Source organism: Pseudomonas sp. EggHat1, assembly GCF_014892995.1.
Taxonomy (GTDB): Bacteria; Pseudomonadota; Gammaproteobacteria; order Pseudomonadales; family Pseudomonadaceae; genus Aquipseudomonas; species Aquipseudomonas chaetocerotis.
In genome coordinates, this window is the sequence record NZ_JACKQK010000005.1 from 252418 (window position 1) to 271741 (window position 19324).

The 19324-nt window shown below is 67.1% G+C and carries 3 protein-coding genes (1 of these 3 cut by a window edge); all 3 read right to left on the minus strand.

The genetic code is table 11. The features are described 5' to 3' along the window. Tightly spaced (each overlapping or abutting the next), the 3 genes in view from INS93_RS11225 to INS93_RS11235 form a layout consistent with a single transcriptional unit that may run on beyond the window. The gene (locus INS93_RS11225) at positions 1 to 1422 is read right to left on the minus strand and encodes an aspartate aminotransferase family protein (protein WP_319017545.1); all 1422 of its coding nucleotides are present in this window, start codon (positions 1420 to 1422) and stop codon (positions 1 to 3) included. Beyond that, positions 1412 to 17422 carry a non-ribosomal peptide synthase/polyketide synthase gene (locus INS93_RS11230; RefSeq protein ID WP_192981857.1) on the minus strand — a complete coding sequence of 5337 codons (16011 nt, stop codon included), beginning with the start codon at positions 17420 to 17422 and terminating at the stop codon, positions 1412 to 1414. The genes INS93_RS11225 and INS93_RS11230 overlap by 11 nt, the downstream gene beginning before the upstream one ends. After that, positions 17419 to 19324, minus strand: the final stretch of a protein-coding gene (locus tag INS93_RS11235) for a non-ribosomal peptide synthetase (protein ID WP_192981972.1). The gene runs 7754 nt beyond the window's last position; 1906 of the gene's 9660 nt are visible here — the last part of the coding sequence; its start codon lies off the right edge, out of view; it ends in the stop codon at positions 17419 to 17421. The genes INS93_RS11230 and INS93_RS11235 overlap by 4 nt, the downstream gene beginning before the upstream one ends.

Here is a 19324-nt window from a genome sequence, read left to right on the forward strand (position 1 = left end):
TTAATGGTTGACCGCAGCGTCGAGGGCGCTGGCGAAGATCTCTGCCACCTGATCCACCTGTGCCGCCGTGATGATCAGTGGCGGCAGCAGGCGCAGGACGCTGGAATGGCGCCCGCCCACCTCCAGAATCAGGCCCCGACGCAGGCACTGTTGCTGCACTGCCGAGGCCAGCGCGCGGTTGTGCGGCGCATGGCCCATGGCATCCGCCCTGCCCTGTGGATCGACCATTTCCACCCCGAGCATCAGCCCCCTGCCGCGCACCTCGCCAATCTGCGGGTAACGCACCTGCAGTGCCTGCAGGTGAGCACACAGGCGTTCGCCCATGGCGGCGGCGTGCTGGTCCAGGCGCTCCTCGCGGATCAGCCGCAAGGTGGCCGCGCCTGCCGCCATGGCCATCTGGTTTCCACGGAAGGTGCCGGCGTGCGCGCCTGGCTGCCAGCGGTCGAGATCCTTGTGGTAGACCACCACCGCCAGCGGCAGGCTACCTCCGATGGCCTTGGACAGCACCAGCACGTCCGGTGTGATGCCGGCATGCTCGAAGGCGAACAGCTTGCCGGTGCGCCCGATACCGCACTGCACCTCATCGAGAATCAGCGGCACGCCGGCCTCACGGGTGATGCGCCGAATGCCGCGCAACCAGTCGGCGGACGGGGCGATCACCCCGCCCTCGCCCTGCACTGTCTCGAGAATCATGCCGGCAGCCGGCAGCACACCGCTTTCCGGATCGCACAGCTGATTCTCGATGTAATGCAGGCCGACGCGCTCGCCCTCGGCACCGCCCAGGCCGAACGGGCAGCGGTAGCCGTAGGGGTACGGCAGCATCTGTACGCCACTGATCATGCCGTCCAGATACTGCTTGGGCCCCAGGCTGCCCATCAGGCTCAGGGCGCCCTGGGTCATGCCATGGTAGGCGCCGTGGAAAGCCAGCATCTGGCTACGCCCGGTAGCCGTGCGCACCAGCTTCAATGCCGCCTCTACCGCATCGGTGCCGGCCGGCCCGCAGAACTGGATGCGCGCGTCGCGGGCGAACTCGGCCGGCAGGCAGGCGAACAGTTCGCTGATGAAGTCGTCCTTGGCTTCGGTCATCAGGTCCAGGGTGTGCAGCGGCCGCTTGCCATCGAGCAGGCCGCGAATGGCCTGCAACACGACGGGATGGTTGTGCCCCAGCGCCAGGGTGCCGGCACCGGCCAGACAATCGATGAACCAGCGGCCCTCGCTGTCCTGCACGTGGATGCCCTCGGCGCGGCGCAGCTCCAGCGGGATGCGCCTGGGATAGCTGCGCGCGTTGGACTCCACCTCGCTCTGGTGCTGCAGCCTGGCCGTGCTGGCGAAGCGATAGTCGGCGCCGCGCAGCGTGGTCTCAGGGGCGAGATCGAGCGCGACAGGCATCGGCAGCGGATCGTAATGCGGTTCAATTTGCATGATCGTGACTCTCCAGGCCCAGTGGCCGTGACGATTGATCGAGCACGGCCAGTTGCCGGCCCAGGTGTTCGATAAAGGACGGATCGCGGACGATGCCCAGGTGGTCGGCATCAACCCAGCTCGACAGCTGCAGCTCTCGGCCCAGGGCGCTCTGCAGCAGCGCTTCGCCATTGCGGTTGTTCTCCGGCGAGTGCGCGGCCCACCAGGCCTGCACCGGGCTGCGCAACGGCTGGATGTGCCGGTGCCGTGCAGCCAGCGCGTGCATGTGCCGCTCCAGGGCAAGCAACTGTTGCCAGTCGTCGTCGCCCGTGACCGACGCCTCTGCCACGTCAGCGCGTGGTGCGCGAGCCAGACCGGAGCCGGGTACATAGCCGTCGACCAGGCCGACGAAGGCCACCGTTTTGCCCAGGCGCTCCAACAGCCGGGCCATGGCCAGCACCAGGGCGCCACCCATCGACCAGCCGAGCAGGTGGTAAGGCCCCTGCGCCTGGGTTTCCAGCATCACCCTGACGTAATCGCGGGCCATCTGTTCGAGGCTCTGATCACGCCAGGACGGCTGTAGCAATTGCCGGTTCTGCAGGCCGAACACCTGCCAGTGCGGCGTCAGGGCGCGGGCCAAGGGGTAGTAACCGACCAGCGTGCCGCTGACCGGGTGGACGCAGAACAGCGTGGGCCGTTCGGCATCCGCCTGGTTCAGGCGCAGCAACGGACTGGGCGCTACAGCAGCCGCGGCTTCCTGTCGTGGTGCAAACACCGCTGGCGTGTCGTCGATCAGGGCTTGCAGCGCATCGCCCACCGCCGCCAGCAACGCCTCGATACGCTGCAGGCGATGGCGCTGTGCGCTGAAGCGGCAACTGAGGCTCAGGCGGCCGGCGAACACCTGGCCGTTGATCTCCAGCTCCTGGGTCAACGCCGTGGCCGGATCGACCAGAGTGCCCGGCGACTCGCTGGCGGGTGCGAAGTGACCATCGCCGAGCTGCGCGTCGAACTGCCCCAGGTAGTTGAAGGCAATCTCGGGCTCGCCCAGCTCGGCCAGGCTGCGGCGTTGTTCCGCGTTACCGAGATGGCGCAGCAGGCCATGACCCAGCCCCTTGTTGGGCACGCCGCGCAGGCGCTGGCGAACGTCGGCCAGGGTCTGTGGCAGTGTTTCCTGCGCTTGCAGACGCAGCGGGTAGAGACTGGTGAACCAGCCCAGCGTACGGCCGATATCCTGCTCAGCCTGTTCGTCGAGCCATTCGCGCCCATGACCTTCCAGGGCGATCAGGCTGTCATCGAGGCTGCCCCAGCGGCGCAACCCTTCGGCAAGCGCGGCGAGCAGCACTTCGTCCATACGCGCATCCTGCTGCTGCAGAGTCTCGCGCAGCAGACGCCGGGTCTGCGCTTCGCTCAGTTGCCAGGTACAGGTCTGCACCTGGGCATGGCTCGCCTCGCCGGCCGGGTCATCCACGGGCAAACGCTGGCCGGCACGCTGCGCCTGCCAGTAGTCCATCTCGCTGGCCAGCGGCACTCCCTGCGCGTGGCGCCACAGGTGTTCGGCCCAGGCCTGATAGCTGCCTGGCCGGTCACCGAGATCGACCGGCTGGCCAGCCACAGCCTGCTGGTAGGCGCGGGCCAGATCATCCAGCAGGATGCGCCAGGAAACGCCATCGATGATCAGGTGATGAGCGGCGAGCAACAGGCGCTGGCCGCCATCGGGCATGTCTACAAGCAGCACCCGCAGCAGTGGGCCGTGCTGCAGGTCCAGGCTGCGCTGGGCGGCCTCGCATTGCGCCTGCAGGGCTGCCTCCGAATCGATGCGGCGCTGCCACAACAGACGATCGGCTTGCTCCTCATCCCGATAGAAGGCCTGCCAGTTGCCCGCTTCATCCTGGCGGAAGGCCAGGCGCAGCGCATCGTGATGCGCGATCAGCCCCTGCAGCGCACGCTGCAGAGGCGCGGCCTGCAAGGGTCGACGCACGTCGAGCAGCAATGCCTGGTTCCAGTGCGCACGGTTGGCCATGGGCAGCGAGAAGAAATGCGCCTGGATCGGCGTCAGCGGCAGCTCGCCACTGGCGCGCGGCACCACCAGGTTTTCAGTGCCGAGCGGTGTCAGCACCGCCGCCAGGTCGGCCAGGCGCGGATGCTGGAATACCGCCTTGGGCGTCAGCTCCCAACCGGCCTTGCGCAGCCGCGTTACCAGGCTCAGGGACTGGATCGAGTCGCCGCCCAGGGCAAAGAACTGGGCATCGCGGCTGATCTGACCAATACCGAGCAACTCGCTCCACAGCCCGGCCAGCAACTGTTCCTGCTCGGTACGCGGCGCCTGGTACGCACCCGCCTCCACCTGCGGTTCGGGCAGGCTCTGCCGGTCCAGCTTGCCGTTGGGCAGCAGCGGCAGGCGCTCCAGCGCCAGGATATGGCTCGGCACCATATGCGCTGGCAGGCGCTGCTTGAGCTGCGCTTTCAGGTCACTCTCGCTCAAGCCCTGGCCGCTGACGTAACCCACCAGACGCTTACCGGCAGCGCTGTCCTTGACCACCACCAGTGCTTCGCCCACCCCAGCGCAGGCTTTCAGCGCCGCCTCGACTTCGCCGATTTCGATGCGGAAGCCACGCAGCTTGATCTGCTGATCGAGTCGGCCCAGGTATTCCAGCTGACCATCGGCACCGAGGCGCACGCGGTCGCCGGTGCGGTACAGGCGCTCACCGGCACGGTACGGATTGGGCACGAAGCGCTCGGCGGTAGCGCCCGGTCGATCCAGATAACCCCGCGCCAGCAGGCCACCCAGGTAGAGCTCGCCGGCCACGCCGACCGGCAACAGGTTGAGGTCGGCATCCAGCACGTAGCCCTGGCGCGCCCCGACCCGGTCGCCAATCGGCGCATAGGCCGTGGTGAAGTCGGCCGTGGCCGCCGGCACTCGCCACAGGGTTGGCGTGACCACGGTTTCGGTCGGCCCGTAGCCGTTGATGATCCATTGCGGTTGCAGGCTGCGGATCACCTGTTGCAACAGCTCGCGGCTGAAGGCTTCGCCAGCGAAGCAGTAGGTTTTCACCCCAGGCGCTTTACCGCATTGCTCGGCCCATTCGGCCAGCTGACGCAGGTAGCTCGGAGGCAGCGCTACCACGCTGATGCCCTCGGCGATCAGGCAGTCATAGGTCTGCTGCACGCTCCACAGTTGCTGGTCACGGATCACCACGCGCGCGCCATGGCTCAGTGGCGTCAACCAGCGCTCGTGGGCACCATCGAAACTGACCGAGAGGAAGTGCAGCTCACGATCCTCCGCCGTCAACTCGTAACGCTCGACAATCGCCTGGCAATGCAGGGCGATGGTGCCATGGGCCACCGCCACGCCTTTGGGCTTGCCGGTGGAGCCGGAGGTGTAGATCAGATAGGCCAGTTGCTCGGGGTGAATATTCACCTCGGGAGCCTGCTCTGGCTGATCGTTCAGCGGCAGATGATCAAGGTCGAGCACCTCGATACCGGCCACCTCGGGCAGACGTGGCAAGGCCGCCTGATGGCTCAGCAGCAGCTTCACCCCGGCGTCTTCGAGCATGTAGCGCAGGCGCTCGCCGGGGTAGTCCGGGTCCAGCGGCACGTAGGCGCCGCCAGCCTTGAGTACCGCCAGCAGGGCGACGAACAGCTCGATGCCGCGCTCCAGGGCCACGCCGACGCGCACCTCGGCGCCGACGCCACGGGCGATCAACTGATGGGCCAGGCGATTGGCGCGAGCTTCCAGCTCGGCGAAGCTCAGACGCTGCTGGCCGTGTACCAGGGCGATGGCCGTCGGCCGCAGGCGCGCCTGTTCGGCGATGCGCACCGGCAATGGCTGAATGCTGTTCGGAAGCGGTTCTGGGTCGTTCCAGGCTTCGACTTCGGCTACCTCGGCCTCGCCCAGCAAGGGCAGATCAGCCAGCGACGCCTGCGGCATGCGGCAGGCGCCATCGAGCAGGCGCAGGAGCTGGCCGGCCAGACGCTCGACGCTGGAGGCATCGAACAGATCGGTGGCGTAATCCAGGTAGGCCTCGAGGCGGCCATCGGCCTGTTCGAGGGTACCCAGCACCAGGTCAAACTGGGCGCTCTGCCCCTGGCAGTCGAGGCTTTCACACTGCAGGCCGGGCAGCGCCTGTAGCGCACGATGGTCCTGGCGTTGATGGTTGTACGCCACCTGGAACAGCGGGTTGTGGCTAAGGCTGCGCTCCGGCTGCAGAGCATCGACCAGTTGCTCGAAGGGCACATCCTGGTGGGCCTGGGCACCGACCACCCGCGACTTGACCTGGTGCAGCAGGTCGACGAACGAATGCTGCGCATCCACTTCACTGCGAATCACCAGGGTGTTGACGAACAGGCCGATCAGCCCCTCGCTCTCGCCCTGGGTGCGCCCGGCCACCGGCACGCCAATACGCAGGTCGTGCTGGCCGGTCAGGCGATACAGCAGGCCCTGGTAGACCGCCAGAATCAGCATGAACGGCGTGACTTGATGCAACTGCGCCTGCTCGCGCAGTCGCTCGGCCAGGCAGGCCGGCACGCTGAAGGCATGCCGCGCCCCCTGCCCCAGACGCACGGCCGGACGCGGCCGATCCCCCGGCAGCTCCAGCAGCGGCTGTTCATTGCCGAGCTGCTCACGCCACCACTGCACCTGCTCGGCCAGACGGCTGCCAGCAAGATGATCGCGCTGCCACAGGGCATAGTCGGCGTACTGGATCGGCAGCGCCGCCAGTCCCACCGGCTGCCCTTCGGCATGGCCCCGATAGAGCGCGGCGAACTCGTCGAGCAGCACCTGGATCGACCAGCCATCGGCGATGATGTGATGCAGGCAGAGCACCAGTACATGCTGCTCCGAGCTCACTTCGATGAGCGCCACACGCCAGGGCGGGCTCTGTTCCAGATCGAAGGGACGTCGACTGACACAATCGACCTGCTGCTGCAGTTGCGCCTCGTCCTGCGCCTGTAGGCGCTCGAGGACTACCGCAGTCGGCTGCTGCACGCACTGCAAAGGCTCACCCGCGTCGCCACTGGTGAAGGTGGTGCGCAGGCTTTCATGGCGCTGCGCCAAGGCATCGAAACTGCGTTGCAGGGCCTGGATATTCAACTCACCCGTCAGGCGCACGGCACAAGGCAGGTGGTAGGCCAGGCTGTCGGGCTCCAGCTGGGCGAGGAACCACAGGCGATGCTGAGCGAAGGACTGCGGGCTGCGCGCTGCACGCTGGCGAGCCTGCAGACCGAAGCCAGGCACAGCGTCGGCGGCCGCCAGTTGCAGAACCTGGGCACTGAGGGTGCTGGCTTCGAAGGCGGCGCGCAGCGGCAGCTCACGCTGCAGTTGGCGACGAATCTGCGACACCAGTTGCGTCGCCAGCAGCGAGTGCCCGCCGAGGGCGAAGAAATCATCCTCACGCCCCACCCGCTCCACCCCCAGCAGTTCCTGCCAGATGGTCGCCAACTGGCTTTCCAGTCCGGGTTGCGGCGCCTGGTAATCGCGCTGGATGCGCTGCGGCTCCGGCAGCGCCTTGCGCTCCAGCTTGCCATTGGGCGACAGCGGCAGGCGCTCCAGCGCTACGAAGTAGCTCGGCACCATGAACTCGGGCAAACGCTGCTTGAGCTGAGCGCGCAGCGCTTCTTCCTCGAACGTATCGCCGACCACGTAGGCCACCAGTTGCGGGCTACCCGCCACGTCGCGCACCAGCACCACCGCTTCGCGCAGCGCCGGATGTTCCAGCAGCGCCGCCTCGATCTCGCCCAGCTCGATGCGCAAGCCACGCAATTTGACCTGATGATCGATACGACCGAGGTATTCCAGCACGCCTTCTTCGGTCCAGCGCGCCAGGTCGCCACTGCGGTACAGGCGCTGACCATCGCCGAAGGGGCTGGCAACGAAGCGTTCGGCGGTCAGCCCCGGACGGCGGTGATAACCGCGCGCCAGGCCGAGGCCACCGATATACAACTCCCCTGCCACACCGATGGGCTGCGGGTTGAGACGCTCGTCGAGGATATGAATCTGCAGGTTGGCGATTGGCCGGCCAATCGGCACGCTACGTCGTTCCTGGCCACTGCAGCGCCAGTGGGTCACGTCGATGGCCGCTTCGGTCGGGCCATACAGGTTGTACAGCTCGGCCTGCGGCAGCAGTTGCCGCGTGCTGCTGGCCAGTTCCGCCGGCAGCGCTTCACCGCTGCAGACGATGCGTCGCAGGCTGTCGCAGCCGTGCAGCTCGCCATGGCTGACAAAGGCCGCCAGCATCGAGGGCACGAAGTGCAGGGTGCTGATTTTTTCACGCGCGATCAGCTCGACCAGCTTGGCCGGGTCGCGGTGATCGCCCGGCTGCGCCATCACCAGACGCGCGCCTGTGATCAGTGGCCAGAAGAATTCCCACACCGACACGTCGAAACTGAACGGGGTTTTCTGCAGCACCCGATCTTCAGCCGTGAGCTGGTAAGCCTCCTGCATCCAGGCCAGGCGGTTGTAGAGCGCCGCATGGCTGTTACCGGCCCCCTTGGGCTTGCCGGTGGAGCCGGAGGTGTAGATCAGGTAGGCCAGTTGCTCGGGATGAATCGCCACCTCGGGCGCGCTCTGCGGCTCGCCGCTCACATCCAGATGATCGAGGTTGAGCACCTGCACACCGCTGACGTCCGGCAGGCTGTCGATCACCGCATCGTGGCTCAGCAGCAGGCTGACGCCAGCGTCGTCGAGCATGTAACGCAGGCGTTCGGCCGGGTACTCCGGGTCCATCGGCACATAGGCGCCGCCGGCCTTGAGGATGGCGTACAGCGCCACCACCATCTCCACCGAACGCAGCGCCGCCACACCCACCAGGCTGTCGCGAGTCACGCCGAGCTTTTGCAGATGATGAGCCAGCTGGTTGGCGCGGCGGTCCAGTTCGGCGTAGCTAAGACGCAGCTCGCCGAACACCAGGGAGATGGCTTCAGGATGGGCCTGTACACACCGTTCGAACTGACGATGCACCGGCTCGACCGCGCCGTAATCGACGCGGGTGGCGTTGAAGCTGGTCAGCGCCAGACGATCCTGATCATCGTCCAGGCGGTGCTCGCCGATGGCCAGCTGCGGCTGCGCCAGCAGTTGCTCCAGCAGGCGGATAAAGCGCTGGTGCAGACGCTCGACCGTGGCGGCTTCGAACAGATCAAGGGCGTAGTTCCAACTGCCGCTGAACTGGCCGTGGCGATCTTCCTGGGTGTTGAGCGCCAGGTCGAACTGGCTGCCGCCATCGGCCATCGTCAGCACGTCGGCGCGCAGATCCTGCAACTGCCCCAACGCCTCGTGGCGCACCTGCTGATGGTCATAGGCCACCTGGAACAACGGGTTGTGGCTGAGGCTGCGCTCGGGCTGCAACGCCTCGACCAGTTGCTCGAAGGGCAGCTCCTGGTGCGCCTGGGCGTCCAGGCTGGTGCGCCTGATCTGCTCGACCAGCGCCGTGAAGCTCTGCTGCGGAGCAACCTCGCTGCGCAGCACCTGGGTGTTGACGAACAAGCCGATCAGCCCTTCGACCTCGGTGCGCGTACGCCCGGCGATGGGTACGCCGACGCGCAAATCGCGCTGCCCGCTCAGGCGATGCAGCAACACCTTGTAGGCGCCCAGCAACACCATGAAGGGCGTCGAGTGCTGCGCCTGGGCCAGCTCGCGCAGGCGCTCGCCCAGCGCCGCGCCGAGACGAAAATGCACCCGCCCGCCGCGAAAACTCTGCCGCGCCGGTCGCGGGTGGTCGCAGGGCAGTTCCAGCAGTGGCTGCTCGTCGCCCAGTCGCTCGCGCCAGTAGGCCAGTTGCCGCGCACCTTCACCGCCCGCCAGCCACTCACGCTGCCAGGCCGCGTAATCGGCGTACTGCACGGTCAGTGCCGGCAGTGCAGCCGCCACGCCAGCGCGGGCGGCGTTGTACAGGGCGGCGAATTCGGCCAGCAGAATCTGCACGGACCAGCCATCGGACAGCAGGTGATGCAGGCATAGCAGCAGGCGCTGCTCGCCCGGCTCCAGCGTCACCAGGGCGACACGCCAGGGCGGCGACTGCTGCAGCTCGAAAGGCTTTTCTATGAATGCCCGCGCCATGGCCTGAAAGGCGTGCTCACCCCTGGCCTGGAGCATCTCCAGGTTCACCGTTGCCTGCGGCTGTATGCATTGCAGCGGCTGGCCCTCGGCGTCCTGGGTGAAGGTGGTACGCAGAATCCAGTGACGCTCGGCCAGGGCTTCGAAGGCCTGCTGCAGTGCCTGCCGGTCCACCTCGCCACGCAGGCGCAGCACGCCCGGCAGGTGGTAGGCACTGCTGCTCGGCTCCAGTTGCTGAAGGAACCACAGGCGCTGCTGAGCGAAGGACTGTGGCGCCTGCGCCCGCTCGCCTCTGGCCTGCAGAGGCAGGTCGACGGCGCTTCCAGCTTGTTCCAGCTGCCTGGCCAGATCGCTGAGTAGCGGCGCCTCGAACACGGCGCGCAGCGGCAGATCCAGACCGTGCGCGTGGCGCAGGCGAGAGATCAGTTGCGTCGCCAGCAATGAGTGGCCGCCCAATTCGAAGAAGTGATCGTCACGACCGATGCGCGGCTGCTCCAGCAGCTCGCTCCACAGTTCGGCCAGCAACTGTTCCTGCTCGGTACGCGGCGCCTGGTAGGCACCCGCCTCCACCCGCGGCTCCGGCAGGCTTTGCCGGTCCAGCTTGCCATTGGGCAGCAGCGGTAGACGCTCCAGCGCCAGGATATGGCTCGGCACCATATGCGCCGGCAGACGCTGCTTGAGCTGCGCTTTCAGGTCACTCTCGCTCAAGCCCTGGCCGCTGACGTAGCCCACCAGGCGCTTGCCTGCCGCGCTGTCCTTGACCACCACCAGTGCTTCGCCCACCCCAGCGCAGGCTTTCAGCGCCGCCTCGACTTCGCCGATTTCGATACGGAAGCCACGCAACTTGATCTGCTGATCCAGCCGGCCCAGGTATTCCAGCTGGCCATCGGCGCCCAGGCGCACACGGTCGCCGGTGCGGTACAGGCGCTCACCGGGGCGGTACGGATTGGGCACGAAACGCTCGGCGGTAGCGCCCGGTCGATCCAGATACCCCCGAGCCAGCAGCCCGCCCAGATACAGCTCGCCAGCCACACCGACCGGCAACAGGTTGAGGTCGGCATCCAGCACGTAACCTTGGCGTGTGCCGACACGGTCACCAATCGGCGCGTAAGCAGTGGCGAAATCGGCCGTGGCCGCCGGCACTCGCCACAGGGTTGGCGTGACCACGGTTTCAGTCGGGCCGTAGCCGTTGATGATCCACTGCGGTTGCAGGCTGCGAATCACCTGTTGCAACAGCTCGCGGCTGAAGGCTTCGCCGGCGAAGCAGTAGGTCCTCACCCCAGGCGCTTTGCCGCATTGCTCGGCCCACTCGGCCAACTGGCGCAGGTAGCTGGGCGGCAAGGCCACCACGCTGATGCCTTCTGCAATCAGGCAGTCGTAGGTCTGCTGCACGCTCCACAGTTGCTGGTCGCGGATCACCACGCGCGCGCCATGGCTCAGCGGTGTGAGCCAGCGCTCGTGGGCGCCGTCGAAGCTGACCGAGAGGAAGTGCAACTCGCGATCCTCGGCCGTCAGTTCGTAACGCTCGCCAATGGCTTGGCAATGCAGGGCAATCGCGCCATGGGCCACCGCCACGCCTTTGGGCTTGCCGGTGGAGCCGGAGGTGTAGATCAGATAGGCCAGTTGCTCGGGATGAATCGCTACCTCGGGCACCTGCTCTGGCTGATCGTTCAGCGGCAGATGATCGAGGTCGAGCACTTCGATACCGGCCACCTCGGGCAAACGTGGCAAAGCCGCCTGGTGGCTCAGCAGCAGCTTCACCCCGGCGTCTTCGAGCATGTAGCGCAGGCGTTCGCCGGGGTAGTCCGGGTCCAGCGGCACATAGGAGCCGCCAGCCTTGAGCACTGCCAGCAAGGCGACGAACAACTCGATGCCGCGCTCCAGGGCCACACCGACGCGCACCTCGGCACCGACGCCACGGGCGATCAGCTGGTGGGCCAGGCGATTGGCGCGAGCTTCCAGCTCGGCGAAGCTCAGGCGCTGCTGGCCATGCACCAGGGCAATGGCCGTCGGGCGCAGGCGTGCCTGTTCGGCAATCCGTTCTGGCAATAGCTGGATGGTGCTCGGAACCGGTTCTGGATCGTTCCAGGCTTCGACTTCGGCTACCTCGGCCTCGCCCAGCAAGGGCAGATCACCGATACAACGCTGCGCATCAACGCACAGGGCGTGCAGAAGCTGTTCGAACTGGCGACTCATGCCGGCGATCTGCCGGTCGCTGAAATGCGCGCACTGATAGTGCCAGTGCACCTGCAGTTCGTTGCCTGCCATTACCGCCAGGCTCAGCGGGTAATGGGTCTGCTCGTGCGCTTGCAGGTTGGCGAAGCGCAGGCCGTCGCCCTGTCCCTGCAACACTTGATCCACCGGGTAGTTCTCGAACACCAGCAGGGTGTCGAACAGCTCGCGCCCGGCGTGGCCGGCCAGTTGCTGCAAACGGAACAGCGGCACCTGCTCGTGCTCACGCAACGCCAGGTTGTGCGCCTGCAGCGCGTCGAGCCAGTCACCGACAGGCTCATGTAGCTGCGGAGCCTGCACCACCGGCAGGGTATTGATGAACAGGCCAAGCATGTGTTCGATGCCCGCCACACTCGCCGGGCGCCCCGCTACGGTGGCGCCGAAGGCCACCTGGCGGCGCCCGCAATAACGCTGCAGGAGCAGCGTCCAGGCCGCCTGGATCAGGGTATTGAGGGTGATGCGTCGAGCCTTGGCGAAGGCTTCGAGTTCAGCACGCGGCAGGTTCAGGACGTGCACACCGCTGCCGCTTGCAGGCAGCTCATTGCGCAGGCTGCCGGCCAGTAGCGTCGGCTCATCGAAGCCCTGCAACTGCTCACGCCAGAACGCCTCGCTGCCGGCGATATCCTGGCGTTGCAGCCAGGCCAGGTAGTCCGGGTAATGCCCGACCTCCTGCGCACCGCCCTCGCCACGCGTGTCCTGCAGCACCTGCGCCAGCAGCGCGGCACTGCTCCAGCCGTCGAACAGGATATGGTGCAGCGTCCAGATCAGTTGATGACGCCCTTCGCCCAGACGTACCAGCACCAGGCGCATCAGCGGCGGCTGCGTCAGGTCGAATGGCGTCTCGCGCTCCTCGCACAGCAGTGCTTGCAGGTCGAGGTCGCTTCCATCCAGTTCGCGAATCGTCAGCTGCGCCTCGCGCTGCACCAGCTGCACCGCCTGTTGATCGGCGCCCAGGCGCAGGAAGGCTCCGCGCAGCAGCGGATGGCGCTGCAGCGCAGCCGCCCAGGCGGCCTTGAAGCGCGCCACCGGCAAGCCTTCGACCTCCAGGCTGAGCTGATTGACATAGGCACCATCGGCCGCCTGCAGTTCGCTGTGGAACAGCAGGCCCTGCTGCATCGGCGTCAGCGGATAGATGTCCTCGATCTGCCGAGCCGGCAGCGGCAGGCTGTCGAGATCGGCCTGGCCGAGCGGCACGAAGGGGAAATCGCTGGGGGTGACAGCCGCCTGTGTACGGCAGTGCTGCACCAGCTCGACGAGCGCGCGGCGGTACGCATCGAGCAGCTCGACGATGCGTTCGCGGGCGAAGCGCTCATGGCTGAAGGTGCAGGTGAAGTGCAGGCAGCCGCCCGTGACGCGACCGTCCAGGGCCAGGGCACAGGCCAGCGGTGCGCTGGCGTCGCGTTGCGCGCCGGAGGATTCCTCAGCCAGGTCGAACAGCTGCCCGCTCGCCTGCATGCGCCCCAGGTAATTGAACAGCAGTGCGTCATCCAGCGCAGGCAGGTCATCGCCCTGCAGGTATTTCAACAGGCCGTAACCCATGCCACCGCGCGGCACCTGACGCAGATTCTCCTTGGTGCCCTTGAGGGTCGCATCCCAGTCATCACGGGCCTGCAGCAACAGCGGGTAGAGGCTGGTGAACCAGCCCAGGGTCTGGCTCAGGTCCAGATCCTCGAACAACGCTTCACGGCCATGGCCTTCGAGGGCGATCAGGGTGTGCGCCTGTCCGTTCCAGTCACGCAGGGCATGGGCCAGGGCACTGAGCAGCAGGTCGTTGATCTGCGTGCGGTACGCCGCCGGTGCCTGTGTCAGCAGCGCCTCGGTGGTGGCGGGGTCGAGCTGCACCTGCAAATGCTCGGCGCAGGCCGTCAGGTTGCGCCCTTGCGGGTAGTCGCAGGGAAGCCCGCGATCAGCCGGCAGCGCCTGCCAGTAAGCACGTTCGGCGGCCACTTCGGGGCTGGATGCATAAGCCGCCAGGCGCTCGCTCCAGCTCTGCCAGGCACTGCTCTTGCGCCCCAGATCGGCAGCGGCGCCCGCCACCAGCTGCGCGTAGGCACGCTGCAGGTCATCGAGCAGGATGCGCCAGGAAACGCCATCGATCGCCAGGTGGTGAACCACCAGCAACAGGCGCTCGCCACCTTCGTGCAACTGCACCAGCACGGCGCGCAACAGCGGGCCACGGCTCAGATCGAGGCTGGCCTGCACCTCATCGCACAGCGCGCTCAGCTCGGCCAGACTGCAGCGCTCGACGCGCAGCTCGAGCGTTTCGGCCTCGGCCGCATAGCGCTGGCGCCAGCTGTCGCCTTGCTGCTCGAAACGCAGGCGCAGGGCATCGTGCTGCGCCAGCACGGCCTGCAGGCCAGCGTTGAGGCGCTGCGGCTGCAGCGGCTCGCGTGCACTGAGCAGCACGGACTGGTTCCAGTGCTGACGATTGTTCATCGACTGGGCGAAGAACCTGTGCTGGATCGGCGTCAGCGGGATATCGCGCTGGCTGTCGATGATGCAGCTCGGTGCCTCGGCGCTGCGGGTTGCGACCTGAGCCAGCTCGGCGATGCTCTGGCGTTCGAACAGTTGCCGCGGCGTCAGCTCGATGCCCTGACGGCGGGCACGGGCAATGATCTGCAGGCTGAGAATGGAGTCGCCACCCAGCTCGAAGAAGTTGTCGTCGCGCCCTACCCGCTCCACACCCAGCAGTTCCTGCCAGATGCTTGCCAACTGGCTTTCAATTCCCGCACGCGGCGCCTGGTAGTCGCGCTGGATGCGCTGCGGTTCCGGCAGCGCCTTGCGTTCCAGCTTGCCATTGGGCGACAGCGGCAGGCGCTCCAGCGCTACGAAGTAGCTCGGCAGCATGAACTCGGGCAAACGCTGCTTGAGCTGGGCGCGCAGCGCTTCTTCCTTGAGCGCATCGCCAACCACGTAGGCCACCAGTTGCGGGCTGCCCGCTACCTCGCGCACCAACACCACCGCTTCGCGCAGCGCCGGATGCTCCAGCAGTGCAGCTTCGATCTCACCCAGCTCGATGCGCAGGCCACGCAATTTGACCTGATGGTCGATACGGCCGAGGTATTCCAGCACACCCTCTTCGGTCCAGCGCGCCAGGTCGCCACTGCGGTACAGGCGCTGGCCGTCACCGAAGGGGCTGGCGACGAAGCGTTCGGCGGTCAGCCCAGGGCGACGGTGATAACCGCGCGCCAGGCCAAGGCCACCGATATACAGCTCGCCGGCCACGCCAATCGGCTGCGGGTTGAGGCGCTCGTCGAGGATATGGATCTGCAGGTTGGCGATTGGCCGGCCAATCGGCACGCTGCGCCGCTCCTGGCCGCTGCAGCGCCAGTGGGTCACGTCGATGGCCGCTTCGGTCGGGCCATACAGGTTGTACAGCTCGGCCTGCGGCAACAGTTGCCGCGTGCTGCTGGCCAGCTCCGCCGGCAGCGCTTCACCGCTGCAGACGATGCGTCGCAGGCTGTCGCAGCCGTGCAGCTCGCCATGACCGACGAAGGCCGCCAGCATCGAGGGCACGAAGTGCAAGGTGCTGATTTTTTCACGCTCGATCAGCTCGACCAGCTTGGCCGGGTCGCGGTGATCGCCCGGCTGCGCCATCGCCAGACGCGCGCCTGTGATCAGTGGCCAGAAGAATTCCCACACCGACACGTCGAAGCTGAACGGAGTTTTCTGCAGCACCCGATCGTCAGCCGTCAGGTGGTAGGCGTCCTGCATCCAGGCCAGGCGGTTGTACAAGGCAGCATGGCTGTTGCCGGCGCCCTTGGGCTTGCCGGTGGAGCCGGAGGTGTAGATCAGGTAGGCCAATTGCTCGGGATGAATCGCCACGTCGGGCGCGTTCGGCGGCTCACCGCTGACATCCAGATGATCGAGATTGAGCACCTGCACACCGCTGACGTCCGGCAGGCTATCGATCACCGCATCGTGGCTCAGCAGCAGGCTGACGCCGGCGTCGTCGAGCATGTAGCGCAAACGTTCGGCCGGATACTCCGGGTCCATCGGCACGTAAGCGCCGCCGGCCTTGAGGATGGCGTACAGCGCTACCACCATCTCCACCGAACGCAGCGCCGCCACACCCACCAGGCTGTCGCGAGTCATGCCGAGCTTTTGCAGATGGTGAGCCAGCTGGTTGGCGCGCAGGTCCAGCTCGGCGTAGCTCAGACGCTGCTCGCCGAACACCAGGGCGATGGCCTGCGGCTGCGCCTGCACGCGCCGTTCGAACTGACGATGCACCGGCTCGACCACACCGTAATCGACGCGGGTGGCATTGAAGCTGGTCAGCGCCAGACGATCCTGATCATCGTCTAGGCGGTGCTCGCCGATGGCCAGCTGCGGCTGGGCCAGCAGTTGTTCCAGCAGGCGAATGAAACGCTGATGCAGACGCTCGACCGTGGCTGCTTCGAACAGATCCAGGGCGTAGTTCCAGTTGCCGGCCAGCTCCTCGCCCGGGCCTTCCCAGGTGTGCAGGGCCAGGTCGAACTGCGCACTGCCGCTGTCCAGGGCGATCAGCTCGGCACGCAGGTCGGCGGTCAGCTGCAGGCTGTCCTGCGGGCGCTGCTGGTGGTTGTACAGCACCTGGAACAGCGGGTTGTGGCTGAGACTGCGCTCGGGCGCCAGCGCCTCGACCAGTTGCTCGAAAGGCAGCGCCTGGTGCGCCTGTGCACCCTGCGCCGTGCGCAGCACCTGTGCCAGCAGTTGCTCGAAACTCTGCTCGCCGCTCAGCTCGCTGCGCAGCACCTGGGTGTTGACGAAGAAGCCGATCAGCCCCTGGGTTTCGCTCTGCGTCCGCCCGGCGATGGGCACGCCGACGCGCAGGTCGCGCTGCCCGCTGGTGCGCTGCAACAGCACCTTGTAGGCCGCCAGCAACACGGTGAACGGCGTGCAGCCCTGTTGCCGGGCCAGCTCGCGCACGCGCGCCGCCAGCGCGGGCTCCACGCGAAAGGCCAGGCGCGCGCCACGAAAGCTCTGCTGCGCCGGGCGCGGATGATCGCAAGGCAGCTCCAGCAACGGCTGCTCATCGCCCAGTTGTTCGCGCCAGTAGGCCAGTTGCCGCTCGCCTTCGCCGGCATCCAGGCAGGCGCGCTGCCACAGGGCATGGTCGGCGTAACTCAACGACAGCTCGGCGAGCGCGGCAGGTTCGCACTGCACGCGCGCACGGTAGAACTGCGCCAGTTCGGTCAACAGCAGTTGGATCGACCAGCCGTCGGCGATGATGTGGTGCAGACAGACCAGCAGCGCATGCCGCTGCTCATCCTCGCGCAGCAAACCGATGCGCCACAGCGGCGCCTGCTCGAGATCGAACGGGCGCTGGGCGAACTCACGCGCCAGGGCGGCAAAGTCATCGCCCTGCAGCGGCTCCAGGATCAGTGCCGGCGCTGCTTCGACGCACTGACGCGGGTTGCCGTCGGCATCGGTGAAGAAGCGCGTGCGCAGGCTCGGGTGACGCTGCGCCAGATCGCCGAAGGCGCCCAGCAGCGCGGCCTCGTCCAATGGCCCCTGCAATTGCAGGGCGCCCGGCAGGTGATAGGCGCTGTTACCCGGCTGCAGCTGTTCGAGGAACCACAGGCGCTGCTGCGCGTAGGACAGCACGCTGCCCTCGGCATCGGCCGCACCCGGCGGGATCGGCAGCGCCGAGGCGTCGAGCCCCTGTTCGCGCAGCTTGTCGAGGAAGGCGCGGCGCTGCTGTGGCCCCAGGCCGAGAAAGCGACGCGACAGCAGCAGGGCTTTGTCATGCAACAGATTCACTGAATTTCCTCCAGAGCGCTCATCAGGTCGTCGAGCGCATCCAGCCGTTCATCGTTGAGGGCCTGGCTTTCCAGGGTGCGGATCAGGCTGGCCATGGCGGCCACGGTGGTGGCCTCGAAGGCCTGCGCCAGCGGCACCGTGACGCCGCGCGTCTCGCGGATCAGCGCCAGCAGGCGGGTGGCCAGCAGCGAGTGGCCGCCGAGCTCGAAGAAGTGGTCGTGCCGGCCGACCTGCTCCACCTTGAGCAGATCGCGCCAGAGCTGTGCCAGGTGCTGTTCCAGCTCACCCTGTGGCGCCTCGAAGCTGTGTGCCTGCACCTGTGGTGCCGGCAGCGCGCGGCGATCCAGCTTGCCGTTGGCGTTGAGCGGCAGACGCGGCAACAGCATGATCTGCGCCGGCACCATGAAGGCTGGCAGCTGCGCAGCCAGGGCCTCACGCAGCGCCTGCACTTCGATCTGCTGGCCGGCTTCGGCCACGCCATAGGCGATCAGCTGCGTACCGGCTGCTCCCTCGTGGGCGACCACCACGGTCTGACGCAGCGGCGCACTGGCTAGCAGGCAGGCTTCGATCTCGCCCAGCTCGATGCGCTGGCCACGGATCTTCACCTGGAAGTCCACCCGGCCGACGTATTCGAGCTGGCCCTCGGCATTCCAGCGCGCCAGGTCGCCACTGCGATACAGGCGCTCGCCCGGTGCACCGAAGGGATCGGGCACGAAGCGTTCGGCCGTCAGCCCCGGGCGCGCGGCATAACCACGGCCCACGCCGGTGCCGCCGATGTACAGCTCGCCGACCACGCCAGCGGGCAGCAGCTCGAGGTCGCCGCCCAGTACGTACAGGCGGTTGTTGTCGGTCGGCTGGCCAATGGCGATGGACTGCCGACGGGCCGGCGCCGCGTTCAGGCGGTACAGCGCCACGTCATCGGCGCACTCGGCCGGGCCGTAGGCGTTGATCATCGGCACCTGCGGGTAGCGGTCGAACCAGCGCGTGGCAAGCTCATGGCTCAGCGCCTCGCCGGTGGGCAACAGCCAGCGCAGTGCCGGCAGCGCCACGGGCGCAGCTTCGAGCATGCCGTCGATCACCGCCGGCACCGCCTCCAGCACGCTCACCCCGGTATCAGCGACGCACGCGAGCAAGGCCTGCGGATCGTGGGTGATGGCATCGGGGATGATCTCCAGCGCGCCACCGAACAGCGGCGCGGTGAGCAGCTGCCAGACCGAGATATCGAAGCCGGTGGCGGCGGTCTGGGCGATCACGTCCGCTTCGCCGAGTTGCAGGTAAGGCACCTTGGCCAGCTGGTTGTTGAGCATGCCGCGCTGGTTGACCATCACTCCCTTGGGCTCGCCGGTGGAGCCGGAGGTGTAGATCAGGTAAGCCAGGTGCTCGGGGCCGGCGTAGCGCCCGGGGTTGTCGCGGCGGCCATGCTCCAGCAAGTCCTCATAGACCAGCACGCGCGGCGGCTGCGGCAGTTCGGCGAGCATCGCCTGAACCTGCGCCAGTTGCTCGCGCAGGGTGATCAGCACCGGCGCGGCGCTGCTGGCCAGCATGCGCGCGCTGCGCGCCGGCGGATGGCGCTCGTCCAGCGCCAGGTAGGCAGCACCGGCCTTGAAGGCGCCGATGATCAGGCTCAGCAGTGGCAGACCACGGGGCGCATACAGCGCCACCACGTCATCGAACTGCACACCGCATTCGATCAGGCCATGGCCGATACGGTTGGCCCGCTCGTTGAGTTCGAGGTAGGACAGCGTTTGCCCCTGGCAGCGGGCGACGCTACGTGCGCCCTGCTGCTGCACCTGCGCCTCGAAACGCGCCAGGTAGCTCTGCGCATACCAGTGCGGCTGCATGGCGCCCTGGCCAAGCTGGCACAGGGCGTCGCGCTCGTTTTCATCGAGCAGGCGCAGCTCG